Annotated in this window: 19 protein-coding genes; 14 read left to right on the top strand and 5 right to left on the bottom strand. The window is 66.2% G+C overall.

Going from position 1 to position 25,367, the window contains the following annotated elements:
- Positions 1 to 4: 4 nt before the first annotated feature.
- The 4 genes from AWC24_RS02265 to AWC24_RS02250 all read right to left on the bottom strand — a co-directional run bounded on the left by AWC24_RS02265 (position 5) and on the right by AWC24_RS02250 (position 3,623).
- Positions 5 to 877 (bottom strand): Rv0045c family esterase, encoded by an 873-nt coding sequence (locus AWC24_RS02265; RefSeq protein ID WP_085081868.1) that lies wholly within the window; start codon positions 875 to 877, stop codon positions 5 to 7.
- A 57-nt stretch (positions 878 to 934) separates the two neighbouring features.
- Entirely contained in the window at positions 935 to 2,026 is a 1,092-nt protein-coding gene (locus AWC24_RS02260) for an inositol-3-phosphate synthase (protein ID WP_085081867.1), read from the bottom strand.
- Positions 2,027 to 2,110: 84 nt separating this feature from the next.
- Positions 2,111 to 2,653, bottom strand: coding sequence for a PadR family transcriptional regulator (locus AWC24_RS02255; RefSeq protein ID WP_085081866.1), 543 nt, complete (start codon positions 2,651 to 2,653; stop codon positions 2,111 to 2,113).
- Between the two features lie 127 nt (positions 2,654 to 2,780).
- The gene (locus tag AWC24_RS02250) at positions 2,781 to 3,623 is read right to left on the bottom strand and encodes a DUF1707 SHOCT-like domain-containing protein (protein ID WP_085081865.1); all 843 of its coding nucleotides are present in this window, start codon (positions 3,621 to 3,623) and stop codon (positions 2,781 to 2,783) included.
- 113 nt (positions 3,624 to 3,736) lie between these two features.
- Here AWC24_RS02250 and AWC24_RS02245 point away from each other — a divergent pair, with 113 nt between their 5' ends.
- The 9 genes from AWC24_RS02245 to AWC24_RS02205 all read left to right on the top strand — a co-directional run bounded on the left by AWC24_RS02245 (position 3,737) and on the right by AWC24_RS02205 (position 16,122).
- Entirely contained in the window at positions 3,737 to 4,162 is a 426-nt protein-coding gene (locus AWC24_RS02245) for a DUF5318 family protein (RefSeq protein WP_085081887.1), read from the top strand.
- A gap of 46 nt (positions 4,163 to 4,208) precedes the next feature.
- A complete protein-coding gene (locus AWC24_RS02240; protein WP_085081864.1) occupies positions 4,209 to 6,662 on the top strand; it encodes a transglycosylase domain-containing protein in 2,454 nt (817 codons plus the stop codon).
- A 177-nt stretch (positions 6,663 to 6,839) separates the two neighbouring features.
- Positions 6,840 to 9,203: a transglycosylase domain-containing protein gene (locus tag AWC24_RS02235; protein ID WP_407663457.1), complete on the top strand. Its 2,364-nt coding sequence runs from the start codon at positions 6,840 to 6,842 to the stop codon at positions 9,201 to 9,203.
- On the top strand, positions 9,200 to 10,819 hold the full coding sequence (locus tag AWC24_RS02230) for a glycosyltransferase family 87 protein (protein WP_407663456.1): 1,620 nt from the start codon (positions 9,200 to 9,202) through the stop codon (positions 10,817 to 10,819). The genes AWC24_RS02235 and AWC24_RS02230 overlap by 4 nt, the downstream gene beginning before the upstream one ends.
- An 81-nt stretch (positions 10,820 to 10,900) precedes the next feature.
- On the top strand, positions 10,901 to 11,191 hold the full coding sequence (gene rpsF / locus AWC24_RS02225) for a 30S ribosomal protein S6 (RefSeq protein ID WP_085081862.1): 291 nt from the start codon (positions 10,901 to 10,903) through the stop codon (positions 11,189 to 11,191).
- Positions 11,192 to 11,260: 69 nt separating this feature from the next.
- A complete protein-coding gene (ssb, locus tag AWC24_RS02220; protein WP_174813667.1) occupies positions 11,261 to 11,782 on the top strand; it encodes a single-stranded DNA-binding protein in 522 nt (173 codons plus the stop codon).
- 35 nt (positions 11,783 to 11,817) lie between these two features.
- Positions 11,818 to 12,072 carry a 30S ribosomal protein S18 gene (gene rpsR / locus AWC24_RS02215; RefSeq protein WP_085081861.1) on the top strand — a complete coding sequence of 85 codons (255 nt, stop codon included), beginning with the start codon at positions 11,818 to 11,820 and terminating at the stop codon, positions 12,070 to 12,072.
- A 31-nt stretch (positions 12,073 to 12,103) separates the two neighbouring features.
- The gene (rplI, locus tag AWC24_RS02210) at positions 12,104 to 12,562 is read left to right on the top strand and encodes a 50S ribosomal protein L9 (protein ID WP_085081860.1); all 459 of its coding nucleotides are present in this window, start codon (positions 12,104 to 12,106) and stop codon (positions 12,560 to 12,562) included.
- Between the two features lie 482 nt (positions 12,563 to 13,044).
- Complete coding sequence (locus AWC24_RS02205) at positions 13,045 to 16,122, top strand: replicative DNA helicase (protein WP_085081859.1); 3,078 nt, start codon at positions 13,045 to 13,047, stop codon at positions 16,120 to 16,122.
- Positions 16,123 to 16,319: 197 nt separating this feature from the next.
- Here AWC24_RS02205 and AWC24_RS02200 read toward each other — a convergent pair whose 3' ends face one another.
- On the bottom strand, positions 16,320 to 17,624 hold the full coding sequence (locus tag AWC24_RS02200; RefSeq protein ID WP_085081858.1) for an NAD(P)/FAD-dependent oxidoreductase: 1,305 nt from the start codon (positions 17,622 to 17,624) through the stop codon (positions 16,320 to 16,322).
- A gap of 212 nt (positions 17,625 to 17,836) precedes the next feature.
- Between AWC24_RS02200 and relB the strand changes: the two genes are divergently transcribed.
- From relB to AWC24_RS02175, 5 genes are all read left to right on the top strand, one after another.
- Positions 17,837 to 18,190: a type II toxin-antitoxin system RelB family anti-toxin gene (relB, locus tag AWC24_RS02195; protein ID WP_082977507.1), complete on the top strand. Its 354-nt coding sequence runs from the start codon at positions 17,837 to 17,839 to the stop codon at positions 18,188 to 18,190.
- A gap of 757 nt (positions 18,191 to 18,947) precedes the next feature.
- Entirely contained in the window at positions 18,948 to 19,802 is an 855-nt protein-coding gene (locus tag AWC24_RS02190) for a TnsA-like heteromeric transposase endonuclease subunit (protein ID WP_234807224.1), read from the top strand.
- The gene (locus tag AWC24_RS02185) at positions 19,802 to 21,943 is read left to right on the top strand and encodes a TnsB C-terminal domain-containing protein (RefSeq protein WP_085081857.1); all 2,142 of its coding nucleotides are present in this window, start codon (positions 19,802 to 19,804) and stop codon (positions 21,941 to 21,943) included. Before AWC24_RS02190 ends, AWC24_RS02185 begins: the two co-directional genes overlap by 1 nt.
- The gene (locus tag AWC24_RS02180) at positions 21,940 to 23,064 is read left to right on the top strand and encodes a TniB family NTP-binding protein (protein ID WP_085081856.1); all 1,125 of its coding nucleotides are present in this window, start codon (positions 21,940 to 21,942) and stop codon (positions 23,062 to 23,064) included. Before AWC24_RS02185 ends, AWC24_RS02180 begins: the two co-directional genes overlap by 4 nt.
- Positions 23,061 to 25,343, top strand: a complete 2,283-nt coding sequence (locus AWC24_RS02175; RefSeq protein ID WP_085081855.1) for a TniQ family protein — start codon at positions 23,061 to 23,063, stop codon at positions 25,341 to 25,343. The genes AWC24_RS02180 and AWC24_RS02175 overlap by 4 nt, the downstream gene beginning before the upstream one ends.
- The last annotated feature ends 24 nt before the right edge of the window (positions 25,344 to 25,367 follow it).

Here is a 25,367-nt window from a genome sequence, read left to right as displayed (position 1 = left end):
CCAGTCACGGTAGCGTCCGGCGCAGCAACTCGACCAGAGCGCGCGGCTGGTCGCTTTGCACCGAATGCCCGGATCCGGCCACCACGTGAGTCGTCAGGCCCGGTGAGCGCCGGGCGTACTCGGCGATGTCGTCCTCGGAGACGAACGCCGATTGCCCGCCGCGGATCAAGGTGGTCGGCGCGGTGACCGCCGAGACGTCGGTCCACAGCTCGGTGAAGTCCCCGACACTGCGGATCGTGTCGTAGCGCCAGGTCCAACGTCCGTCGGGCAGTTGCCGGGTGTTGTGGAACAGTCCGCGCCGCAGCGATTCCGGATCGCGATGCGGTGCCGCCAGCTGGGTGACGGCCAGCATCGATTCGAAATCGGGGAAGGTGCGGTCGCCCTGGGCCAGCGCCACCGTCCCGCGATCGGCGGCGCTCATCTGTGAATGCCGTTGCAGTGCTGAGGGAGTCACGTCCACGAGCGCCAGCCGGCGGACCAGCTCCGGGGCGGCGGCAGCCAGCCGGATCGCGGTCAGCCCGCCCAGCGACATCCCGACCACCAGCGCGGCGCTCGGTGCCAGCTCGCGTAGCACCGGGGCCAGCGCCGCGGCGTTGCGCTGCGGGGAGTAGTCGCCGTCGTCGCGCCAGGCCGAACGTCCGTGCCCGGGCAGGTCCAGCGCCAGCGCGGGTACGCCCAGGCCCACGATGACGGTGTCCCAGGTGTGGGCGTTCTGCGCACCGCCGTGCAGGAACACCACCCGCGGCGGCTCGGATCCCCACCGCAGCGAGCTGACGCCCGCGGTTTCGATGCGCTGGACGGCTGGCAGCGGGCCGGTGACACCGGCCTGCTCGGCGTTGCCGGCCAGCAGGGCGAACTCGGAAACTTCCTCGTTCACTCTGCGCTCACCCGGCAAAAGTACGGGTGGCGTGTCTGGTCACCGCAGAGTCAACGCTTAGCCGGTGATGAACTCTTCGAGTTGAGCGCGCGCGACGTCGTCGGGCAGCTGCTTGGGCGGGCTCTTCATCAGGTAGGCCGAGGCGGGGATGATCGGGCCGCCGATGCCGCGGTCCTTGGCGATCTTGGCCGCGCGCACCGCGTCGATGATGATGCCGGCCGAGTTCGGCGAGTCCCACACCTCGAGCTTGTACTCCAGGTTCAGCGGCGCGTCGCCGAAGGCGCGGCCCTCCAGCCGCACGTAGGCCCACTTGCGGTCGTCGAGCCAGGCCACGTGGTCGCTCGGCCCGATGTGCACGTTCTTGTCCTCGACCTTGCCGGCCAGCGAACCGGTCAGGTTGGAGGTGACGGCCTGGGTCTTGGATACCTTCTTGGACTCCAGCCGCTCCCGCTCGAGCATGTTCTTGAAGTCCATGTTGCCGCCCACGTTGAGCTGATAGGTGCGGTCCAGCGTGACGCCGCGGTCCTCGAACAGCTTGGCCATAACGCGGTGGGTGATGGTCGCGCCGACCTGGCTCTTGATGTCGTCGCCCACAACCGGCACACCGGCGTCGGCGAACTTCTTGGCCCACACCGGGTCGGAGGCGATGAAGACCGGCAGCGCGTTGACGAACGCCACCCCGGCGTCGATGGCGCACTGGGCGTAGAACTTGTCGGCCTCGTCGGATCCCACCGGCAGGTAGGACACCAGCACGTCGACCTTGTTCTCCCGCAGCACCGAGACCACGTCGACGGCGTCGGCGTCGGAGACCTCGATGGTGTCGGCGTAGTACTTGCCGATGCCGTCGAGGGTGGGACCGCGCTGCACCACCACGTTGGTGGGCGGCACGTCGGCGATCTTGATGGTGTTGTTCTCCGAGGCGAAGATGGCCTCGGACAGATCGAAGCCGACCTTCTTGGCGTCGACGTCGAACGCGGCGACGAACTTCACGTCGCGGACGTGATACGGACCGAATCGCACGTGCATCAGACCGGGCACCGTCGAACTGTCGTCGGCGTTCTGGTAGTACTGCACGCCCTGGACCAGCGAGGAGGCGCAGTTACCGACGCCGACAATGGCGACCCGCACATCCGTCGTTTGCTCAGTCATTTCCGGCGTTCTCCTTCTTCTGCTGTCACTGCTGACGTGCTGTTTGTGTTGTTTGTGTTGTTCTGATTCCCGCGCCGGGCAGGGTCAAGATTGTTCGGCGCGGCCCTGCGAGACGCGTTCGGCCGCGATCAGCTCGTTGAGCCACTTGACCTCCCGCTCACTGGACTCCAGCCCCAGCTGGTGCAGTTGGCGGGTGTAGCGATCCAACGAGTTGCTGGCCCGCGTCACGGCGTTGCGCAGACCCTCCCGGCGTTCCTCCACCTGCCGACGGCGGCCTTCCAGGATCCGCATCCGCGCCTCGGCGGGGGTGCGGTTGAAGAAGGCCAGGTGAACCCCGAAGCCGTCGTCGGTGTAGTTCTGCGGTCCGGTGTCGGCCACCAGCTCGGTGAAGCGCTGGCGACCGGCGTCGGTCATCCGGTAGACCCGCCGGGCCCGGCGTACCGGGGTGCCCGCCGGGGCGGCGTCTTCGGCGATCAACCCCGCCCCCTGCATGCGCCGCAGCGCCGGATACAGCGAGCCGTAGGAGAACGCCCGGAAGGCGCCCAGCAGACCGGTCAACCGTTTCCGCAGTTCGTAGCCGTGCATCGGCGACTCGAGCAGCAAACCCAAGATGGCAAGCTCAAGCACCGATTCACCTCCTGCAATGATGTGTGGCTACGACCGTTCGACGGTTCGGGCCATAGTATCGCGCCGATATAACAGAACCCAAGTGGCCTACTGTTCGCCCAACGTTCAGCGCCCCGAAGTCACCAGTTCAGGACGGGTAATTGATGCGCTTGACCGACCCGTCGCCGGCGAACGCGATGTAGCCGCTGCCGTAGTCGCTGGAGACGTAGGCCGACAGCGACAGCGCCCCCGGTGTCGTCGGGTCCCGGGCCGGCTCGACGATCAGATACGTCGACTTGACGTCGCCGTCCTTGATTCCGAGCGTCTCGGGGGCCCCGCGCAGGATCCCGACCGCGGCCTTGAGGTCGAAGCCGCTCAGGTCGACCAGCACGGCGGCACTGCTCTTGGCCGAGCTGGACGGGTCGTCCCAGCCGCCCCGGTAGCTGTAATTCAGTTCGCGGCGGTCCTCGCTGGGATCGGCCCGGGTCAGTGACGCGTAGTCCGGGTAGACGACCAGCCGATAGCCGAGCGTGTCGCCGAACTTCGCGCGGGCCTGTTCCAGCAGGCCGCTCAACCCGCCCAGCGAATGCAGCCGGCGCGGCGGGGTCAGCACCAGCGGGACGACGCCGTCGGGCTTGGCGCCGGGGTCGGAGGTGAAGCTCAGTGGCGAGCTCGTGTTGCCGTACACCCCCCAGCCGATGCCCAGCCCCAGCAGCACCGCCGCGCCCAGTGCCGCGGCCGCCAGGGCGCGACCGCCGAATCCGGCGGTCTTGTTCAGCGCGGGCAGCTGTACGGGCGCGCTGGCGGTCTGCAGATCGGCGATCAGCGCGTGCAGGTCACCGAGCGTGACGGCGCGGGTGGCCGCGCTGACGCGTTCCCGGTGCTCCGCGCTGGACAGCTGCCCCTCAGCCAGGGCGGAATCCAGGATGCGGCAGACGTCGTCCCGGTCGCTGTCCTTCGCCCGGGTTCCGGAGCTCTGCCGTGTCGCCACGGCGATGATCGTAAGACTTCAGCCCGGTACGGCGAGACCCGAATACACCGGTTGGTGTGGGATAAGGGCGTTCATCACACCGGCCCGCGCGGACCCGTCGTACTCTGGTGACCGTGCGATTGCAGCGACAGGTAGTGGACTACGCGCTCCGGCGCCGTTCCCTGCTGGCCGAGGTCTATTCCGGACGTACCGGGGTGTCCGAGGTGTGCGACGCCAACCCGTATCTGCTCCGGGCCGCCAAGTACCACGGCAAGTCCAGTGCGGTGGTCTGTCCGATCTGCCGCAAGGAGCAGCTCACCCTGGTGTCGTGGGTCTACGGCGACGACCTGGGGGCGGTGTCGGGTTCGGCGCGTTCCGCCGAGGAACTGGTTCTGCTGGCCACCCGCTATTCGGAGTTCTCGGTGCACGTGGTCGAAGTGTGCCGGACCTGTAGCTGGAATCATCTGGTGAAGTCGTATGTGCTGGGCCTCGCGCGCCCGCCGAAGGGGTCCCGGAGTCGGCGGACGGCACGCAGCGGAGCCCGTACCGCCAGTGAGTAAGCACCACGACGACCGGTCGGACGCTGATTCGACCGGGCCCTCAGGGGTGGGCGCGCGCCGCGGGCCGGCCTCGCCGGATGACCGGCAGACCACGATCATCCCCGCGGTCGACGACGCGGCGACCGCCGATCTGCGCGATCCGATCGACGCGGTGCGGGCGGCCCTCGACGGCACGCCGCGGCAGCGCGAGCAGGCGCTGAGCGGACGCGGACCACGCCGGCAACCGCCGCCGGAGAAGCCGGTCGAGCCGCCACCGCGGCGATCCGGCCGCGTCGAGCACACCGACCGGGCCGCTACGCCCGACCCGCTGGCCTGGCTGCGCCGCCACCCGCCGAACTGGAGGTGGGTTCGGCGCGGGCTCTATGTCGCGGCCGCGGTGATCCTGCTGCTGCCGCTCATCACGTTCGCGATGGCCTACTCCATCACCGATGTGCCCTCACCCGGCGACATCCGCACCAACCAGGTGTCGACGATCCTGGCCAGCGACGGTTCCGAACTTGCCAAGATCATTCCGCCGGAAGGCAATCGCGTCGATATCGACATCAGTCAGGTGCCGGTGTACGTGCGTGACGCGGTGCTGGCCGCCGAGGACCGCGACTTCTACTCCAACCCGGGTTTCTCGGTGTCCGGCTTCGCCCGCGCGGTCAAGAACAACCTGTTCGGCGGGGACACCCAGGGCGGTTCGACCATCACCCAGCAGTACGTCAAGAACGCACTGGTCGGATCCGAGCGGGCCGGCGTGCGCGGCCTGGTCCGCAAGGCCAAAGAACTCGTGATCGCCACCAAGATGTCCAGCGCATGGCCCAAAGACGATGTGCTGGAGGCCTATCTGAACATCATCTACTTCGGCCGCGGCTCCTATGGGATCGCCGCGGCGTCCCGGGCCTACTTCGACAAGCCCGTCGAGCGTCTCGACGTCGCCGAAGGCGCGCTGCTGGCCGCGCTGATTCAGCGGCCCTCCACCCTGGATCCCGCCGTCGACCCCGAGGGCGCCCTCGACCGGTGGAACTGGGTGCTCGACGGCATGGTGGAGACCGGGGCGCTGACCGCCGGTGAGCGTGCCGCCCAACAGTTCCCGGAAACGGTGCCGCCTGAGCTGGCCCGCTCCCAGAACATCACCACCGGGCCAGACGGGCTGATCCAGCGGCAGGTCACCAAGGAGTTGCTGGAGCTGTTCGACATCGACGAGCAGACCCTGAACACCCAGGGCCTGCAGATCACCACCACCATCGATCCGCAGGCGCAGGACGCCGCGGTCGACGCGGTGGACACCTACCTCAAAGACCAGATCCCCAACATGCGATCGGCGGTGGTGTCCATCGACCCCCGCGACGGCTCGGTGCGCGCGTATTACGGGGGCTCGGACGCCAACGGTTTCGACTTCGCCCAGGCGGGTCTGCAGACCGGTTCGTCGTTCAAGGTGTTCGCGCTGGTCGCCGCGCTGGAGCAGGGCATCGGGCTGGGCTATCAGATCGACAGCTCCCCGCTGGCCATCGAGGGCGGCCGGATCAAGATCACCAACGCCGAGGGCGAAAGCTGCGGGGTCTGCAACATCGCCGAGGCGCTCAAACGCTCGCTGAACACCGCCTACTACCGGCTGATGCTCAAGCTCAAGAACGGCGCTCAGGACGTCGCGGATGCGGCCCATGCCGCCGGTGTGGCCAAGAGCTTCCCCGGTGTCGCGCACACCTTGTCCCAGGACGGCGGGCCGCCCGAGGGTGGCGTCGTGCTGGGGCAGTACCAGACCCGGGTGATCGACATGGCCTCGGCGTACGCGACGCTGGCCGCCTCCGGGGTGTATCACCCGCCGCACTTCGTGGCGAAGGTGGTCAACGCCGAAGGCCAGGTGCTCTTCGACGCCCAGACCTCCGAAGACACCGGCGAGCAGCGCATTCCCAAAGCGGTCGCCGACAACGTCACCTCGGCGATGCAGCCCATCGCCGGCTGGTCGCGCGGCCACAACCTGGCCGGCGGGCGGCCGTCGGCGGCCAAGACCGGCACCACCCAGCTGGGTGAGACCGGGGCCAACCGGGACGGCTGGATGGTCGGCTACACGCCGTCGCTGTCGACCGCGGTGTGGGTCGGCACCACCGGCGGCGACGAGCCGCTGGTGAATCAGTGGGGCGGCCCGGTGTACGGCGCGGGCATTCCCGCCGACATCTGGAAGGCCACCATGGACGGTGCGCTGCAGGGCACCACCAACGAGCCGTTCCCGAAGCCCACCGAGATCGGCGGCTACGCCGGCGTTCCCGCCGCGCCGCCGCCACCCCCGCCGGAGGAGTTGGCCCCGCCGGAGCCGTCGGAGACCGTGATCCAGCCGACGATCGAGATCGCGCCGGGAATCACCATCCCGATCGGTCCGCCCACCACCATCCCGGCCGCACCGCCGCAACCGCAGGCGCCGCTGCCGGGACAGCCGCCGCAGCCGCAGGTTCCGCCGCCGGGTGAACCCGGGGCGCCCGGGTCGCCGCCGGGCGAACCGGCGCCGCCGATGCCGTAGCGGGTTTGTGATCTCGTTTGCACTCGACGCGGCGGCGTGCGGACGTAACCTGGTGAGCATGCGACCGCAGCCGCGGGTGGGTGACGACGGGCCGTCGGGCACGTTCCCGTCGGCTGAGATGGGTTGCGCCCCTAAGAAGGTGGCGGGCAGCCCGCACGCCGGCCGCTATCCGCGGGGATGTCCCCGCCGACGGTGAAGAGTTCGGGGCCGCCGGCGCCGGGGGCCGGAAGCGCTGCAGAAGAACACTTCTTGACGACGACGGACGACTCGCCGGCGGACCCGCTGAACGGTGACGGCGAGGATCTGCGGGATCCCATCGAGGAGGTCAAGGCGGCGCTGGAACGACCGCGGCCGCACTCCGATGAGCCCAGTGGCGCCGAAGTGCCGGCGGGCGGTGCAGCAGACGGTCGCCGTCGACGAGTGAACTGGCGTGGGGTCCGGCGCGGTGTGTACGCCGTCGTCGCGACCATGGTGGTCGCCCCGGTGGTCACGTTCGGCATGGCCTACCGCACCGTCGAGATTCCCGAGCCGGGCGATATTCACACCGATCAGGTCTCGACGATCCTCGCCGCCGACGGCACCGAACTGGCGAGAATCATTCCGCCGGAAGGCAATCGGACTGACATCAAGATCGACCAGGTCCCGGTCCACGTGCGCGACGCGGTGCTGGCGGCCGAGGACCGCGACTTCTACACCAACTCCGGCTACTCCTTCTCGGGGTCCTTCCGGGCGGTCAGGAACAACCTGCTCGGGGGCGACACCCAGGGCGGCTCGACGATCACCCAGCAGTACGTCAAGAACGCGCTGGTCGGCTCGGAGCGGACCGGGTTCGCGGGGGTGGTCCGCAAGGGCAAGGAGCTGGTGATCGCCGCCAAGATGTCACGGGAGTGGCCCAAGGACGAGGTGCTGGAGGCCTACCTCAACATCATCTACTTCGGCCGCACCGCCTACGGCATCGCCGCGGCGGCGCGGGCGTTCTTCGGCAAGCCGGTCTCAGAGCTCGACATCGCGCAGGGCGCGCTGCTGGCGGCGGTGATCCAGCAACCGTCGGCGCTGGATCCGGCGTTCAACGCCAAACGCGCGGTCAGCCGGTGGAACTGGGTGCTCGACGGCATGGTCGAGACCGGCGCTTTGCGTCCGGCCGAACGCGCCATGCAGGTGTTTCCGGCGACGATCCCGCCGAACCAGGCGCGCAATGCCGACCAGGCCACCGGCCCCGAAGGACTGATCCAGCGGCAGGTCATCGCTGAACTGCTCGACATGTTCCGCATCGACGAGCAGGCGCTGAACATGTTGGGGCTGCGGATCACCACCACCATCGACATGAAGGCGCAGCGCGCCGTGGAGAAGGCGGTGGGAAACGTCATGGCCGGGCAGAAGCCGGCGTTGCGGACCGCGGTGGTCGCCATCGATCCGCGCACCGGTGCGGTGCGGGCCTACTACGGCGGCGCCGACGGCGGCGGTTTCGACTTCGCCCAGGCGGGCCTGCAGACGGGGTCGTCGTTCAAGGTGTTCGCCCTGGTGGCCGCGCTGCAACAGGGCATCGGTCTGGGCTACCAGGTCGACAGCGCCCCACTGACCGTCGGCCGCACCAAGATCAGCAATGTCGGCGGCGCCAGCTGCGGGGTGTGCAATATCGCCGAGGCGCTCAAACGCTCCCTGAACACCGCCTACTACCGGCTGATGCTCAAGCTCAAGAACGGCCCGCGGGACGTCGCCGATGCCGCGCACGCCGCCGGGGTCGCCGAGAGCTTTCCCGGGGTCGCGCACACGTTGTCCGAGGACGGCCGCGGCGGGCCGCCGGAGAACGGCATCGTGCTCGGCCAGTACCAGACCCGGGTGATCGACATGGCCTCGGCGTACGCCACGCTGGCCAACTCCGGGATGTATCACCGGCCGCATTTCATCCAGCGGGTCGTCGGCCCCGACGGCCGGGTGATCTTCGACAGCACCACTGCCGGCGACACCGGCGAGCAACGCATCCCCCAGGCGGTCGCCGACAACGTCACCGACGCCATGAAGGCGATCCCGGGCTGGTCGGGTGGACACGAGCTGGCCGGCGGCCGGCCCGCCGCGGCCAAGACCGGCACCACCCAGCTGGGTAACACCGGAGCGAACCGGGACGCCTGGATGGTCGGCTACACGCCGACGCTGTCGACGGCGGTCTGGGTCGGCACCGACCAGGGCGACGAACCGCTGACCAACAAGTGGGGCGGCCCGGTGTACGGCGCGGGCATTCCCGCCGACATCTGGAAGGCCACCATGGACGGTGCGCTGCGCGGCGATCCCATCGCGCAGTTCCCCAAGCCCACCGACATCGGCGGCTACGCCGGGGTGCCGTCCGCGCCACCGCCGCAGCCGGAGTGGTTCGCGCCGCCTCCCCCGGACGGCGAACTACCGGAACCGCCACCACCGTTCGGGGAGCCACCGCTGTTCCCGCCGCAGCCACCGCTGTTCCCGCCTCCGCCTCCGCTGTTCCCGCCACCGCCTCCTCCGCCACCACCTCCGCCGCCGCCCCCGGCGCCGGAGCAACTACCGTGACGGAGGTGATCCCAGGCCGCCCGGTGGTGTCGCCGCTGCCCCTCGCCGAGGACCTGCGCAGCGCCGACGACCGCGACCTGCCGACCCGTACCGACGAGGTCGCGCACGCGTTGTCGAACACCATCGGCGGGCCCGTGGGCCGCCACGCGCTCATCGGACGTGCCCGATTCATGACGCCGCTGCGGGTGATGTTCTTGATCGCGGTGCTGTTCCTGGCGCTGGGCTGGACCACCAAGTCGGCGTGCCTGCAAAGCGTCGGCTCCGGCGGCCCCGACGGGCGGGTGGCCAACTGGGACAACGAACGCGCCTATTTCCAGCTCTGCTACTCCGATGTCGTACCGCTGTACACCGCGGAGTTGCTGAACCAGGGCAAATTCCCCTACAAGTCCAGCTGGGTGGAGAAGGACGGCACCGGCAAGCCGCAGACCCGCTACGACGGGCTGCCCGCGCAGCGCTACATGGAGTATCCGGTGCTGACCGGGCTCTACCAGTACTCTGCGATGGCCTTGGCCAAGACATACACGGCGATCACCAAGGTGGTGAAGATCCCGGCCTTGAGCGGCGTCGCCGAGGTGGTGGTGTTCTTCGACATCGTCGCGCTGGGACTGGCCCTGGCCTGGCTGGTGACGGTGTGGTCCACCGCCGGGCTGGCCGGTCGCCGGGTCTGGGATGCGGCCCTGGTGGCGGCCTCGCCGCTGGTCATCTTCCAGATCTTCACCAACTTCGACGCGCTGGCCACCGCGTTCGCCGGGGCCGGGCTGCTGGCCTGGGCGCGACGCCGCCCCGCGACAGCCGGGGTGCTGCTGGGTCTGGGCACCGCCGTCAAGCTGTATCCGGTGTTGCTGCTCTTCCCGCTGCTGCTGCTGGGGCTGCGCACCGGGCGGTTGCGTGAGGTCAGGCGCACGGTGGTGGCGACGGCGCTGAGCTGGCTGGCGGTGAACCTGCCGGTGCTGGTTTTCGCGCCGCGCGGCTGGACCGAGTTCTTCCGGCTCAACTCCCGCCGCGGCGATGACATGGACTCGATCTACAACGTGGTGAAGTCGTTGACGGGCTGGCGGGGCTTCGACGGGGAGCTGGGGCTGTGGCAGCCGCCGACCGTGCTCAACATCGTGGTCGCGGTGTCGTTCGCGCTGTGCTGCGCCGGGATCGGCTACATCGCGCTGACGGCGCCGCGGCGGCCGCGGGTGGCGCAGTTGGCATTCCTGGTGGTGGCGGCCTTCCTGCTGACCAACAAGGTGTGGAGCCCACAGTTCTCGCTGTGGTTGGTGCCGCTGGCCGTGCTGGCGTTGCCGCATCGCCGGTTGCTGCTGGCCTGGATGGCCGTCGACGCACTGGTGTGGGTGCCGCGGATGTACTACCTCTACAGCGTCTCGGACCGCAGCCTGCCCGAGCAGGTGTTCACCAGCACGGTGCTGCTTCGCGATCTGGCGGTGTTGGGATTGTGTGCCTTGGTGATTCGGCAGATCTATCGGCCCGATCAGGCTCCGGTGGATCTGGTGCGCGAGCGCGGCGTCGATGATCCCGCCGGCGGGGTGTTCGACCGGGCGGCGGATGCGCCCCCGGCCTGGCTGCCTGCCCGTCGATTTCGCGTCGCAGCCCAGCCTCCGGTAGCCTAGCCGGGTTGCCGACGCAGGCGACCCTCCTGCCGTGGTCACATCCACGGCCGCACTACGACCATAGGAGGTGATGAGGTTCCCATGCGTCCATACGAAATCATGGTCATCCTTGACCCCACTCTCGACGAGCGCACTGTCGCCCCGTCCCTGGAGACGTTCTTGAACGTCATCCGCAAAGACGGTGGCACGGTGGACAAGGTCGACATCTGGGGCAAGCGCCGCCTGGCCTACGAGATCGCCAAGCATGCCGAGGGCATCTACGCGATCATCGACGTCAAGGCCACCCCGGCGACCGTGTCCGAACTCGACCGGCAGCTCGGCCTGAACGAGGCGGTGCTGCGCACCAAGGTGATGCGGACCGACAAGTCGTAGCAGGCTGTCGCCGCCGTTGCGTAGGCTCAGCTCACACATGCAGCGTCGATACGATCCCAGGAGGGCCCCGTGGCTATTGGTGACACCACGATCACCGTCGTCGGAAACCTGACCGCGGACCCGGATCTGCGGTTCACCCCCTCGGGGGCGGCGGTCGCCAACTTCACGGTGGCGTCCACCCCGCGGATCTACGACCGGCAGAGCGGTGAGTGGAAGGACGGCGACGCGCTGTTCCTGCGGTGCAACATCTGGCGTGAGGCCGCAGAGAACGTCGCCGAGAGCCTGACCCGCGGATCGCGGGTGATCGTCACCGGCCGGCTGCGGCAGCGGTCCTTCGAAACCCGCGAGGGCGAGAAGCGCACCGTCTACGAGATCGAGGTCGACGAGGTCGGCCCCTCGTTGCGGTATGCCACCGCCAAGATCAACAAGATCAGTCGCGGTGGCGGCGGAGGCGGCTTCGGCGCGGGCGGCGGTGCTGCAGCGGCTGCGGCCCCGACGTCCCAGTCCGGCGGCGCACCCGCGGAAGACCCGTGGGGCAGTGCTCCGGCGTCGGGCTCCTTTGGCGGCGCCGACGACGAGCCGCCCTTCTAGACAACCGAACCACACAGCACGAAAGAGATAGATAGATGGCCAAATCCAACAAGCGGCGTCCGGCTCCCGAGAAGCCGATCAAGACGCGCAAGTGCGCGTTCTGCTCGAACAAGAAGCAGGAGATCGACTACAAGGACACCTCGCTGCTGCGCACCTACATCAGCGAGCGGGGCAAGATCCGCGCCCGGCGGGTGACCGGCAACTGCGTTCAGCATCAGCGCGACATCGCGATCGCGGTGAAGAACGCCCGCGAGGTCGCGTTGCTGCCCTTCACCTCGTCGGCCCGCTAGCCGACCGTCCCAGCCGAGAAAGTACGAAACGATGAAGCTGATTTTGACCGCTGAGGTGGACCACCTCGGAGCGGCCGGAGACACCGTCGAAGTCAAGGACGGATACGGCCGCAACTACCTGCTCCCGCGGGGGCTGGCGATTCTCGCCACGCGCGGCGCGCAGAAGCAGGCCGACGACATCCGTCGGGCCCGCGAGACCAAGCAGGTGCGCGACCTGGACCACGCCAAGGAGCTCAAGGCGGCCCTCGACGCGCTGGGCCCGGTCCCGCTGCCGATGAAGACCGCTGCCGACTCCGGCAAGCTGTTCGGTTCGGTGACCGCCGGTGACGTGGTCGCCGCCATCAAGAAGGCGGGCGGGCCCAACCTCGACCGGCGGATCCTGCGGCTGCCCAAGGCGCACATCAAGGCGGTCGGCAGCCACCCGGTGTCGGTGCACCTGCACCCCGAGGTGAGCGTCGACGTCACGGTCGACGTCGCCGCGGCGAACTAGTCGCTTACACAGTTGCCCCGGTGGTGCCCTGATCGGCTCCGCCGGGGCGTTGCTGTGCCCGGATCCGGTTAAGTTCGGTTAACTCTGGCTAACTTTCGGCGCGGGTGCGGTCGCGGTGGTATTTACCTGGCCGTGGAGCACCGGCTACCTCTGCGTCGGGCAACACGCCCAAGACGGCAACCTGAGCCGACACGCCGAAGAGATTGTCTTCCACAACGAAGTCACCATGGTGTGGTGCGCTTACCTGCGGAGATACCCAACCGTCAGCGAATGATCCACAGGTCTTCCCCACTGTCCCAAACAAGTGAAGCACCGGTATCCACACTTCATCCACAGCTTTGTGAACAAGGCCGTTTGGTGGCGCCGCCAGCAACGCCTACCGTCAAGCCGGCACGACGGGACCGGGGGTGTCGGTGCCCACGATTACGGTTGGGGCAGCGAGGCGAACAGACGTTCGAGTGACGCTGAGGGAGGTGGGGCGTATGGCAGTGGTCGACGACCGCGGGCACTCTGAGCTCGAGGAGCCGCCGCGCGAGGATGTCGGCCGCCAGCCGCCTCAGGACGTCGCCGCCGAACAGTCGGTGCTCGGTGGCATGTTGTTGAGCAAGGACGCCATCGCCGACGTGTTGGAGCGGGTGCGGCCCGGCGACTTCTACCGTCCGGTGCACCAGAACATCTACGACGCGATCCTGGATCTCTATGGCCGCGGCGAGCCGGCCGACCCGGTGACGGTGGCCGCCGAACTCGACCGGCGCGGCCTGCTGCGCCGAGTGGGCGGTGCGCCGTATCTGCACACGCTGATCTCGACGGTGCCCACCGCGGCCAACGCCGGCTACTACGCCGGGATCGTCGCCGAGAAGGCGCTGCTGCGCCGGCTGGTGGAGGCCGGCACCCGGGTGGTGCAGTACGGCTACGCCGGCGCGGAGGGCGCCGATGTGGCCGAGATCGTCGACCGCGCCCAGGCCGAGATCTACGACGTCGCCGACCGGCGGCTGTCCGAGGACTTCGTCCCGCTCGAAGACCTGCTGCAGCCCACCATGGACGAGATCGACGCGATCGCCTCGCACGGCGGGATCGCGCGTGGTGTGCCGACGGGCTTCATCGATCTCGATGAGGTGACCAACGGGCTGCACCCGGGGCAGATGGTGATCATCGCGGCCCGCCCGGGTATGGGCAAGGCACTGGCGCTGAACACCCCGCTGCCCACCCCGTCCGGCTGGACCACGATGGGCGACGTCTCCGTCGGCGATTGGTTGCTGGACGCCGACGGGTTGCCCACCCGGGTGGTGGCCGCCACCGAGGTGATGCTGGGCCGGCCGTGCTACGAAGTCGAGTTCTCCGACGGCACAGTGATCGTCGCCGACGCCGAGCACCTGTGGCCGACGGAGACGGGTGTCCGCACGACGGCGCAGCTGCGCTGTGGGCGCGACCGCATCGCGCCGGCGGGCGCGGCGACCCGACAGGGCGGCGGCACCGCGCTGCTGGCCCCCGTGCTGGAGCTGGTGTCGGTGCGCCGGGTGCCCAGTGTCGCGGTGCGTTGCGTGCAGGTCGACAACCCCGCCCGGCTCTACCTGGCCGGTCGCGGCATGGTGCCCACCCACAACTCGACGCTGGCACTGGACTTCATGCGGTCCTGCTCGATCAAGAGCCGGCTGCCCAGCGTCATCTTCTCGCTGGAGATGAGCAAGTCCGAGATCGTCATGCGACTGCTGTCAGCCGAGGCGAAGATCAAGCTCGGCGATATGCGCTCGGGGCGGATGAGCGATGACGACTGGACCCGGCTGGCCCGGCGAATGAGCGAGATCAGCGAGGCGCCGCTCTACATCGACGACTCGCCGAACCTGACCATGATGGAGATCCGCGCCAAGGCACGCCGGCTCAAGCAGAAGGCCGACCTGCGCCTGGTGGTGGTGGACTATCTGCAGCTGATGACCTCCGGTAAGAAGGTGGAGTCGCGGCAGATCGAGGTGTCGGAATTCTCAAGGCATCTCAAGCTTTTGGCTAAGGAGCTGGAACTGCCGGTCGTGGCGCTGAGCCAGCTCAACCGTGGACCCGAGCAGCGCACCGACAAGAAGCCGATGCTGGCAGACCTGCGTGAGTCCGGCTGCCTAACCGCGTCCACGCGAATATTGCGGGCCGACAACGGCTCCGAGGTCACCCTGGGCGAGTTGATGCGCACCGGGGAGCGCCCGCTGGTGTGGTCACTGGACGACAAGCTGCGGATGGTAGCCCGGCCCATGACGAACGTGTTCCCCAGCGGGCATCGCGAGGTGTTCAAGTTGCGAATGGCCTCGGGGCGTGAGGTCGAAGCGACCGCCAACCACCCCTTCCTCACGCTGGACGGCTGGGTTGCGCTGGGCGACTTGAACATCGGCGATCGGCTGGCGGTGCCGCGGCGGGTCCCTGAACCGGTGGACACCACGCGCATGGAAGACTGCGAAGTGATCCTGCTGGCGCACATGATCGGCGATGGATCGTGCGTGAAGAACCAGCCGATCCGCTACGCCTCGATCGATGAGGCGAATTTGACCGCGGTGACGGCGGCAGCCATGCACTTCGGGGTGATGGCGGTGCGCGACGAATACCCGGCCGCGCGGGTGACCACGCTGCGGCTGCCGGCGCCCTACCAGGTGACGCACGGCAAGCGCAACCCGATCGCGGCTTGGCTGGATGAGTTGGGACTGTTCGGGAAGCGCAGTTACGAGAAGTTCGTGCCGCAAGAGGTTTTCGCGCTGCCGAACGAACAGGTCGCACTGTTTCTGCGGCACCTGTGGGCCACCGACGGGTCGGTGTCCTGGGACGCCAAGCTGGGCATGGGACGGATCTACTATGCGTCGACGAGCCGGCGGCTGATCGACGACGTGGCGGCACTGCTCTCGCGGATGGGCGTGTTCGGTCGCATCAAGCGGGTGCCCAAGGCCGGTTATCGCGACTGCTGGCACCTCTGCCTGTACGGCGCGGAGAACCAGGTCCGGTTCCTGCACATCGTCAGCGCTCAGGGTGCGAAAGCCGTGGGGGCCAAGGAGATTCTTGTTCACTTGCAGGGCCTGGCGCGCAACCCGAACCTGGACACCGTCCCCAAGGAGGTCTGGGCACAGGTCCGCCGTGCGCTGGCCGATAAGCAGATGACCCAGCGGGAGTTCGCCGCTGCCATGGACACGAAGTACTGCGGTTCGCCGATGTGGAAGCACGCGCCTAGCCGGGCCCGGTTGCACCGCGCGGCCGCGGTGCTTGAAGACCTGGACATCCACGCGCTGGCGACCAGCGACGTCTTCTGGGACACCATCGTCGAGATCACCAGCATCGGTGAGCACGATGTATTCGATGGAACCGTAAGTGGCACACACAATTTCGTGGCGCAAGGGATCTCAGTTCACAACTCGCTAGAACAAGATGCGGATATGGTTATCCTCTTGCACCGGCCCGACGCTTTCGAGCGTGACGACCCGCGGGGCGGCGAGGCGGACCTGATTCTGGCCAAGCACCGTAACGGTCCGACGAAGACGGTGACGGTGGCGCATCAGCTGCACTTGTCGCGGTTTACGAATATGGCGCACTGATGAGTGCCCCCATGTAGGGTCTCACGCTCCGTGTCATATTCTCAGCGGCGGTGTCATGTCCTTGTCATATGTCTCACGAACGTGTCATACAGATATGCGCATATGTCAGGGTGTTCGTCTTCCCGTTAGAGGAGCCAGCAAAGGGCAGGTCCCCTCTAATCCGGTTGCGCGGCGGAAGTAGTCGACCTAGGGGACGTTCAGTCGGCCGTCGCCGTCGCGTGCGACCCGAAGCGGGCACGGAGCTTATCGATCTCGGCGCTCATCTGTGTGCCGATCTCGGCGAAGGTTGCCCGGCGTTGATGGGGATGGTTGCGCAGTGTCGCGTATGTCGCTGCGAGCAGTCGTGGCGGGGTGAACAGTTTGGCGGTCGGTAGATCGCGGTTCATGACTTTCAGCAGCGTCGTCGCGCCATCTGGGTCGGCTGCGATCCGGCGGATGACTTCGGCTGTCAGCGCTGAAGGAGGCCCAGGTGGTGCCATCTGCATCGCAAACCAGTACATATCGTAGGAACTGCGGTCACGCTGCTTCCACCACCGTTTCAGCGTCGCGTCTTGTACAGATGCAGAACCGGTAGAGGCGCTGATAGCCAGCGACAGCGACTTAGCTTGACAGAGTGCGTCGGAGATTCCTTGTCCCGGGGAGAAGTCTTTGAAATGTCCGGCATCTCCGACGAGCGCCCATCCCGGGCCAGCTGACTCTCGAAAATAGCTGTGCCAGTTGGCCATGACGCGCAGCGGTCCGTCGCGGTCGGCGTCGCCGACGATCGCATCGAGCTCAGGCCAATGCCGAAGTGCGTTGCAGAAATTAGTCTCTCGGTCACGGTTGAAGTCAGTAATCTCACGATGATCGACGCCGACAGCCGCCATGTAGAGGCCCGAATCCGTCGGGCTGGCCAAAAAAGAGAAATTGCCTCGGCGTCCGATACGCAGGCGTGGCTCCTGTGTCCCCGTTGCAAAATACCCCCACACCGGTATCCGTCCCCCGGGCGCAGTCAGGTACTCGTGAGCCCCAACGGATTTAGCCACTACCGAACCCCGGCCGTCGGCCCCGACCAGCAGTCCGGTTCCAACGGGTCCGTCCACGGTATCGACACCGTTCACGCGAGAGCCCGCCGTTCGGACCCCGGTCACCCGGCATCCGGTTCGCACGTCGGCGCCGGCGTCCGTTGCTACCTGCAGTAGTGCGTGGTCGAGAATCGTACGGCGCACGTTCAGTCCGAGATGAGGAAACGTGTCGCCGAGAACACCGTCGAGCGAGACGTCGTCGATCACCATGCTGAAGCTGTCCAGTTGGGATGCTCCGTGTGCCAGCACCGGGTCCAACGCGCCGAGTTCGGCAAGGATCGTCACGCCCCGCGGTTGGATCACATGGGTGGACGGTGTCTCGCTCGGGAGCTGGGCTTTGTCGATCAGGCATACCCGCATACCGGCCCGTGCCAGATAGGTGGCGAGCGCGGAACCTGCACAACGGGCGCCCACCACTACAACGTCAAATGACTCCATCGAGAGCCTCCGACCTACTCGACCACGGGGTGAAGGTATCACTGACGAGGCTATCGGCTAGATGCAAAGCCCTTTTGGACGGACGCGTACTACGCGGGGATCGCCTTTTCGAACAGGTCAAGCGAGGTGGCCCTGGCCTTGCCCCAGAGACCCGTTGAGCCCATCCGCGATTCTCGAACGCCGTGCGATAGCTGATTGGCTATCGTGGTGGTATGGCGCGAATGGGGCCGACGGGAGTCGGGTACGCGGAGCGGCTTGCGGGAAATCTGTTGAAAGTAGCCCGGAGCCGGGTCGGTGTATCGCAGCGGCAGCTCGCCGAATTGGCTGATATGCCACAGTCGACGATCGCTCGCATCGAATCGGGCACGCGGCAACCGTCACTTCCTGTGCTGTTGCGCATCCTGGCGGCAGTCGACCTCGAAGTCCGAATCAACTTGGCCCCCTACGATGATCACGACGACGTACTTGATGCCACTGAAGCGCGCCTGACGCCGGACCGGTTAATCCGCCGGCGCGTCGATCAGGACGCGTTTGCTGCTGCTCTGCGGCACGGCGCAAACGAATGATCTGCACACTCGGCTTGTCGAGATGGCCCTTGCTTCATCGGGCGTCGACCTGCCATGCGGAAATCTGCATGCGTACAGGGCTTTCGGGCGGCCGAAGAAGCATTCCTCACTGACATCAGCTACAACTGCTGCACCACCAACGTAGCGGTGTGATGAACGTCACTTGTGTGTAATCTGCGGTGTCTCAGGACTGAGTGTTCCGGGAATTCATCCCTGGCATCCAGGGGTTTTGCATCCGATCACCCAATAACCGTGCCGCGCAACTGTTTACGGATTGCGTAGCGCTGCCTGAATGCGTCTGCTGGGGCAACTATCTGCCCGAGACATTTTGTCCGCCGGGGTGTTTGATACCGGTATAACAACCGCGGCCTAACGGTGATGTACCAGTTATGGACGCCGTAAACAGCGGAAGGCAACGTCGGTGACGCGTCCGAGACTTCGACCACGAGACATAGTTCGCGTGGAGCTTCGACTTCCCCAGAGCGCTACCGAGGTCCTCTACTGGTGTGCTCAAGATTGGAACGTGTCGTTATCTACGGCCGGCGCCAAGCTCATCGACCTCGGTTACGAACACGCTGTCAGACGCGAAGCAGTGTCTGAAATCACCGCTGCACCAACCGATCACAAGGAGCCAGCGGAAAAGAAGTCAGCAACGGGGGGAGGTGTGAGCAGCCACGATTGAGCAGATGTTGTCGCACTGACAACCCCTAGAAATACCAAAAGGCCGAGGTTGCGACTCGGCCTTCGGTAGCGGCACATGTGCCGCGATTCGAACCAATCCCCCTACGAAGGGACTTCCATGATTCCAGCGTATTCGAGCGCGCTTGTCAACGCGCGCGAGTCCGAGTCGCCCATCCGGCAGGCCGTCGATGAACCCGATCGACCGGTCCGCGTCGATCCAGCCACTGCCAAAGTCCGGTTCCGGACCGCAGAAGATTCCGTCGAAACACTCGACTGGGACGACGCCGCGGCAGTCTTGGCCGCACCCCTCGCCCCGTGGCGGACCTTCGGGTGGTGGTACGGCCAGCAGCACTACTCGGGAACCTACTGGTCCAGGACCCAACGCGATCATGTGATCTACGAATCGCGGTTGGAGCTCGCGCGGCTGATCTACGCCGACTTCGACCGAAACGTCACCTCGATCGCGGCACAGCCATTCCTGCTGGAAGCGGAGGTCGACGGCCGGTGGCGCCGACACATCCCGGACTTCCTCTTGCGCACGTCGAACGGTCCGGTAGTCGTCGAGGTCAAGCCGCGCCAGCGCGTGAGTGCACCCACCGTCGCCTACACGTTGACCTGGGCACGCCAACTCGTCGAAGACCGGGGATGGGACTACGAGGTGTGGAGCGAGCCGCCCCCCGTTGAACTGGCCAACCTGCGTTTCCTGGCGGGCTACCGCGACGAACGCCGAATCAACCAGGATGTCCTGGACTCGGTCAAGCAGGCGGACCTCGACTGTCTGACCGTCGGGCAAGCGACCGCCGTACTTTCCGACTTGTCGCGTCCATTGGTGCGCGCTGCGATCTGCCACCTGTTGTGGCACGGAGCACTGGTGACCGATCTTGACGCTCCGTTGCAGTCAACCTCGGTCCTGCGCAGGGGGGCACGGTGATGAACCAGCGCCGTCGCATCGGCCCCGAGAGTCGTCTCTGCTACCAGAGTGAACTGGTCGAGATCGTCGAGATCCGCACCGGTAGCGGCGGCAACATCGCAATAGTGAAAACCGTTGGTACCGAGCAGATCCGCGGAATATCACTTCATGAGCTGCTTGCCTATCGCCACAATCATCCGCACGACGAGACCGTCCCAACTGACGAATCACGGGGCCCCAGAGACGTCGCTGCAACGGTCCTGGCGATGCTCAACAAAGAAGAACGGAACCGAATCCGGGAACGCGCCGACCATATCCGAGAGGTCCTCACCGGATATCGCTCCGGCCATGGGGAGACGGCTGAGCCAGGTGAGCCTCGACCGGAATACCACCCCGACCTGCCTCTAACGACCAGGTATGGCACCAAGGCAGCCGAGCTCGGCGTGGACCTGCGCACTGTTCAGCGCATGGTGGCCGCCTTCTCCGAACATGGTGAGGCAGGCCTGGCTAACGCCAAGACCCTGCGGGTCAAGCACGCACCCGGGGTGGATGTCAGGTGGTGGGAGACCGCCCTGGAGATCATGGTGGAACACACCGATCTCTCGCGCCCATCACGAACGGCGGTGATCAAACACACCAACGCGCGTGTCATCGCCCGCTTCGGTCCTGATGTCATACCGCTGCCGAGCCGCACCACCGCGTTCCGGACCTTGACCGCCCTGGAGTCAAAGCATCCGACTTTTCGGTTGAGTACCAAGCGAAACCGGGACATCGCCGCGCGTAATCCAGGTGTCCTCGGGAAATTACGGCCCACCCGTCCCGGTGAGTACCTGCTGATGGACACCACTCGACTCGATGTCTTCGCCATGGACCCGATCACGTTGCGCTGGGTGCAGGTCGAGCTCACCGTGGCCATGGATTGGTATACCCGCTGCGTCACCGGTTTGCGCCTGACCCCGGTATCGACCAAGTCAATCGATGCGATGACGGTCCTCTACCAGACCTATCGGCCGGTGCCTGCGCCGACGGCCTGGCCGAAGGAGGCGACGTGGCCCGAACACGGCATACCTCGTTCGGTGCTGCTCGACGTCGCGGCGATCGACCGCGAAGGTGCGCGAGCAGTCGGGCCGGCGATCGTCCCCGAAACGCTTCTGGTGGACCACGGCAAAATCTATGTGTCCGAGCACATGACAAGCGTGTGCCAACGCATGGGTATCTCCATCCAACCGGCACGGCTGCGTACCGGACGTGACAAAGGTCCGGTCGAACGCTTCTTCCGCACCATCCGGGAAGGCTTGCTGCAGTATCTTCCCGGCTACAAGGGCCCGGATATCCACTCCCGCGGAGTCGCTCCCGAAGACGATGCGCACTTCTACATCGACGAACTCGAAGCGATCATGCGCGAATGGATCGCGGTGGTGTATCACCGCCGACCCCATGACGGATTGGTTGAACCGGGCCTCCCACGGTTGGATCTGGCCCCGGCCACCATGTTCGAACACGGTCTTGCGCGTGCCGGATACATCGAGGTACCGCAAGACCCCGACCTTGCCTACGAATTCCTCGCTGCCGAGAAACGCACCATCCAGCATTACGGCGTCGAGATCGGTGGCCGCCGGTACAACGGGCCGTCCCTCGACCCGTACCGCGACCAGCACAGCCCCTACCCCGGTGGACGATGGCCCGTCCACCGCCACCCCGACGACATCTCACGCATCTACTTCCGCGATCCGAACGATCGAAAGTGGCACACCCTGATGTGGGAGCACGCACCAGCGCTCACGGCACCCTTCGGCGACGATGCCCTCGCCTTCGCCCGCGGCCTGGCACGCGAGAAATACACCTATCCCAATGACGAGCTCGCGATGGAGCTCCTGCTGGAACGGTGGAATCTCGGACTGGGCAAAACTCCAACCGAACGACGCCTCGCCCTGCGTCAATCCCGCGAAGACGAATTGCTCTGTGCTGCAACGGATAGCACGCAGCAGATGGTGCAGGCACTCTCGTCGGTGCAGCAGGCACTGCCTGGCCAAACCTCGGAGGACGAGGCGCACGACACCGGGCAACCTCCCGGTGAGCCGCCGCCCGAGGACGAGTGTGGCGACGACGACAGCTCCGATGACCCTGACGACTTCTACGCGACCGCATGGGAGGACGCATGACCACCAACCGCGCCAACAGCGCACAGCAATCGACCCTGGACAATTTGACGCTCTCGCGCAAGGAGGGATTTTTTGCCTTCGCCGATGCCGCAGCTCTACCGCAACCCGAACGGCTGACCCGTACAGGACTCAAGGGGCTGAGTGAATCGGCCCTGGCCGACTACAACGCCCGTCGGCGCGTGTGGCATGCCAACCTCGGACCGCTGCGGACGCCGCAACTGGCTGACCTCCATGAACAACTCTGGGACATCGTCGACAGCAATGTCCAAACCGGTGACAAGCCCAAGAGTGCGGTCGCCATCGACGGCTTCCCCGGCTTGGGAAAGACCACCGCTGCCCTAGCCTTCGCACGCGACTTTCACCGACGTGAAATCGCCGAGGGCGGACCAGAAACTGCCGAAGGCCACCAGCGAATTCCCGTGTGCCGGGTGGGGCTCACCGGTAACACCGGCATGCTCGACTTCAACCGAGCGATGCTCGCATACTTCGGCCACCCGGGTACCAAGCGTGGAACCGCTGCGCAACTGGCGCACCGGGCTCTTGACTGCGTGCTGACCTGCCAAACACGCCTGCTGATGATCGACGACCTGCACTTCCTGCGCTGGCGCAACACCCAGGGCGTGGAAATCAGCAACCACTTCAAATACATCGCCAATGAATTCCCAGTCACCATCATCTACATCGGAGTTGGCCTGTCCAAGCGCGGACTCTTCTCCGAGGGATCGACCTATCAAGATCCGATCATCGCTCAAACTGGACGCCGCACAACAAAACTCACCATGGATTCGTTCGCTGTCAAAAAGCCGGCAGATCGCAAGCGATGGCGTGTCCTCCTGTTGAGCCTGGAAAAGCGGATCGTCCTCGCAGATAGCCATCCGGGGATGCTCGCCGATGAATTGTCCGACTACCTGTATGCGCGGTCCACCGGCCACATCGGATCATTGATCACCCTGGTCAACCGAGCGTGCCAACGAGCCGTGCGCACCGGAACCGAACGACTAACCCAAGACCTGCTGGATCGGGTGAAAAACGATGAAGCCTCAGAGAAGGCCCGCCAAGGGCTGCAGTCCTCCCTGCGAGCAGGCAAGCTCACCACACGAATCAGCAAACGCGCGTCATGACCGACACCCGACGTCTGCCCATCAACGTCGACCCTATCGCCGGCGAAGCGCTCGACTCCTGGCTGGAAGCACTCGCGCACCGCACCCAAACCAGCTGGGGAGATCTGCTTTCAGCCGCCGGCCTGTATCAGCAAACACGTCACTCGGTGCCCCGCTGGATGATCAGACTCAGCTCGAATCAGCAGACCGCCTTGCATGCGGCGACCACATTCAGCTTCGCTGACCTATCAGCAATGACGTTGTCGCACTATGACGGCCAAGCCGCGGCGGTGATAAAGACTCCCACCCGATTGGCTACCACCTTCCCCTGGGGACCACGGACCGGCTCACGCTACTGCCCCCATTGCCTGGCCGAATCCAATGGCCGCTGGAAGCTGGCCTGGAGACTTGGATGGACCTTCGCCTGCCTCAAACACCGCTGTCTGCTCGCAGATGCCTGCCCCACCTGCGCTGTCCGCCCCCGAATACGACAGCTAACCAATGACGTCATCCCACGACCGGGACACTGCACAGCACCGGCCAACAATCGCACAACCCGGACTGAATGGTGCGGGGGCGACCTCGCCACCGCGGAAGTCCTCACCTTCGACCACGACGATCACCGCGTCCTGCACGCCCAACGCCGAATCAACGAAATCATCACGGCGGATTCCGTCGATAGCGGCATATACGCCTCAGAACCGCAACAACCGGCCGATGTCCTCGCCGACATCCGGACAATCGCCGTGAAAGCACTGATCTATGCCGGACCGCTAGAACTCGAACCGATCCTCGGCGCCGATCTGCTCACTGTGTATCAGCGGGATCACCCACAACTGCCGACCTCACGGAAACCGAGCCCAAATAAGGAACTCACCATCCAAGTGCCGGGGGCCGCGAGCCTGACCGCCGCCGGCGTCGTCACCGCCGTGCAATGTCTGGATCAACGGGATCTGCAGGCCGCCGGAGCGTCGCTGCGATGGCTGATCGCCGCGATCCGCCGGCGTCGAGCCCGGACCTGGACAACGAACCTGATGTGGACCGGCGACGCCACCAGCGCGTTGCAGCTTGCAGCGCTCGGCCCGAGTCTCAAGCCCAGCGACCAACTCAGATACCGAACCGTCACCAACCGGCCAGCTCCCCCGCGGCGAAGACTGGTCGCGATCACCGAGATCAGGAAACTTCCCACCTCGCTCTGGCAGAACATCGCCCTACGGCTGGCCATCCCCGGAAGTCATCTGCGGCAGTTGCGACCGGCGCTTTCGGTCGCAGTTCTGCTCGTCGACACAAAGACCACACTGGGAGCGCTCGCCCGCAGTATCAGCAGCCCCCTCGACGACCATGCAGTTTCACGCGTTCTTCAACTCCTCAACAACCATCCCGACTGGACCGACATCAGCAAGGCAATCCACGCCCTCGCCGAACACCTCACCGAGACAGCGGTCCCGATCGACTACGCGCGACGCCGCGGTCTCAGCTATGACGATCTACTGCCGGACAACACATGGCTGCGCATCTGCCGCGAAACCGGCACCACCGGACGGGGTTCGGCCCGCGCCCAAGTGGCCCGGTACTACCTGCAAGAGCGCATTTCCGGTACGTCGATCAGCAGTGCCAGCATCAGCCCCGCGCTGCGAACCAAGATCGCCGACTTCCCGTATTACCTCACTCCAGACCTCGCCGACGCACTCGATGAGGAGGCCCGGGCGTTCCTTGCCGGCCAGGGTGTTCGGCGTGAACCAGTGCACTACCAACCAACAACCGATTTCCTAGACGGCCTGTGCCTGCCGGGCCGAGACCCCGACGACATCGACCTCAGCATGCTGCACCACAGCATCCAGGGCGGCTTGTCTCTCGGCCACGCCGCCGAAGCCGCCGGTACAGACCTCGAGACCGCCCGCTACCTGCTCACCTGCCACCCCACACCACCCGTAGCCACCGATCTCGCCGCCTACCGACGCGCCAAAGAGGCCTACCCGCGCGAGGTCTTCCTTGAGCAGTACGCGATCTGCGGGATGAGCCTCGCTGAGATCGCCGCCCAAGCTGGCGTCAGCCGACAGACGGTCGCACGCCTGGCAGCCGACTACCAGATTGAAACCCGCAAACCTGGCCGAGCAACCAAATACACCGTCGATCCCGATTGGCTCTACACCCAATACGTCGACCATCAACGTCCGCTGCCCGACCTCGCCCGCGAGCGTAGCGTCAGCACGACGACCATGGCCCGATGGGCGAAAACCTACGGCGTACCCCTGCGACCGCGGGGAGGCGCCAGGAAAGGCGCACAGGCCGCCACATGACGCCGACGACGCAGAGACAAACAC

The organism is Mycolicibacter senuensis (assembly GCF_002101885.1).
Taxonomy (GTDB): Bacteria; Actinomycetota; Actinomycetes; order Mycobacteriales; family Mycobacteriaceae; genus Mycobacterium; species Mycobacterium senuense.
This window is presented reverse-complemented; position numbering and strand designations above follow the sequence as displayed.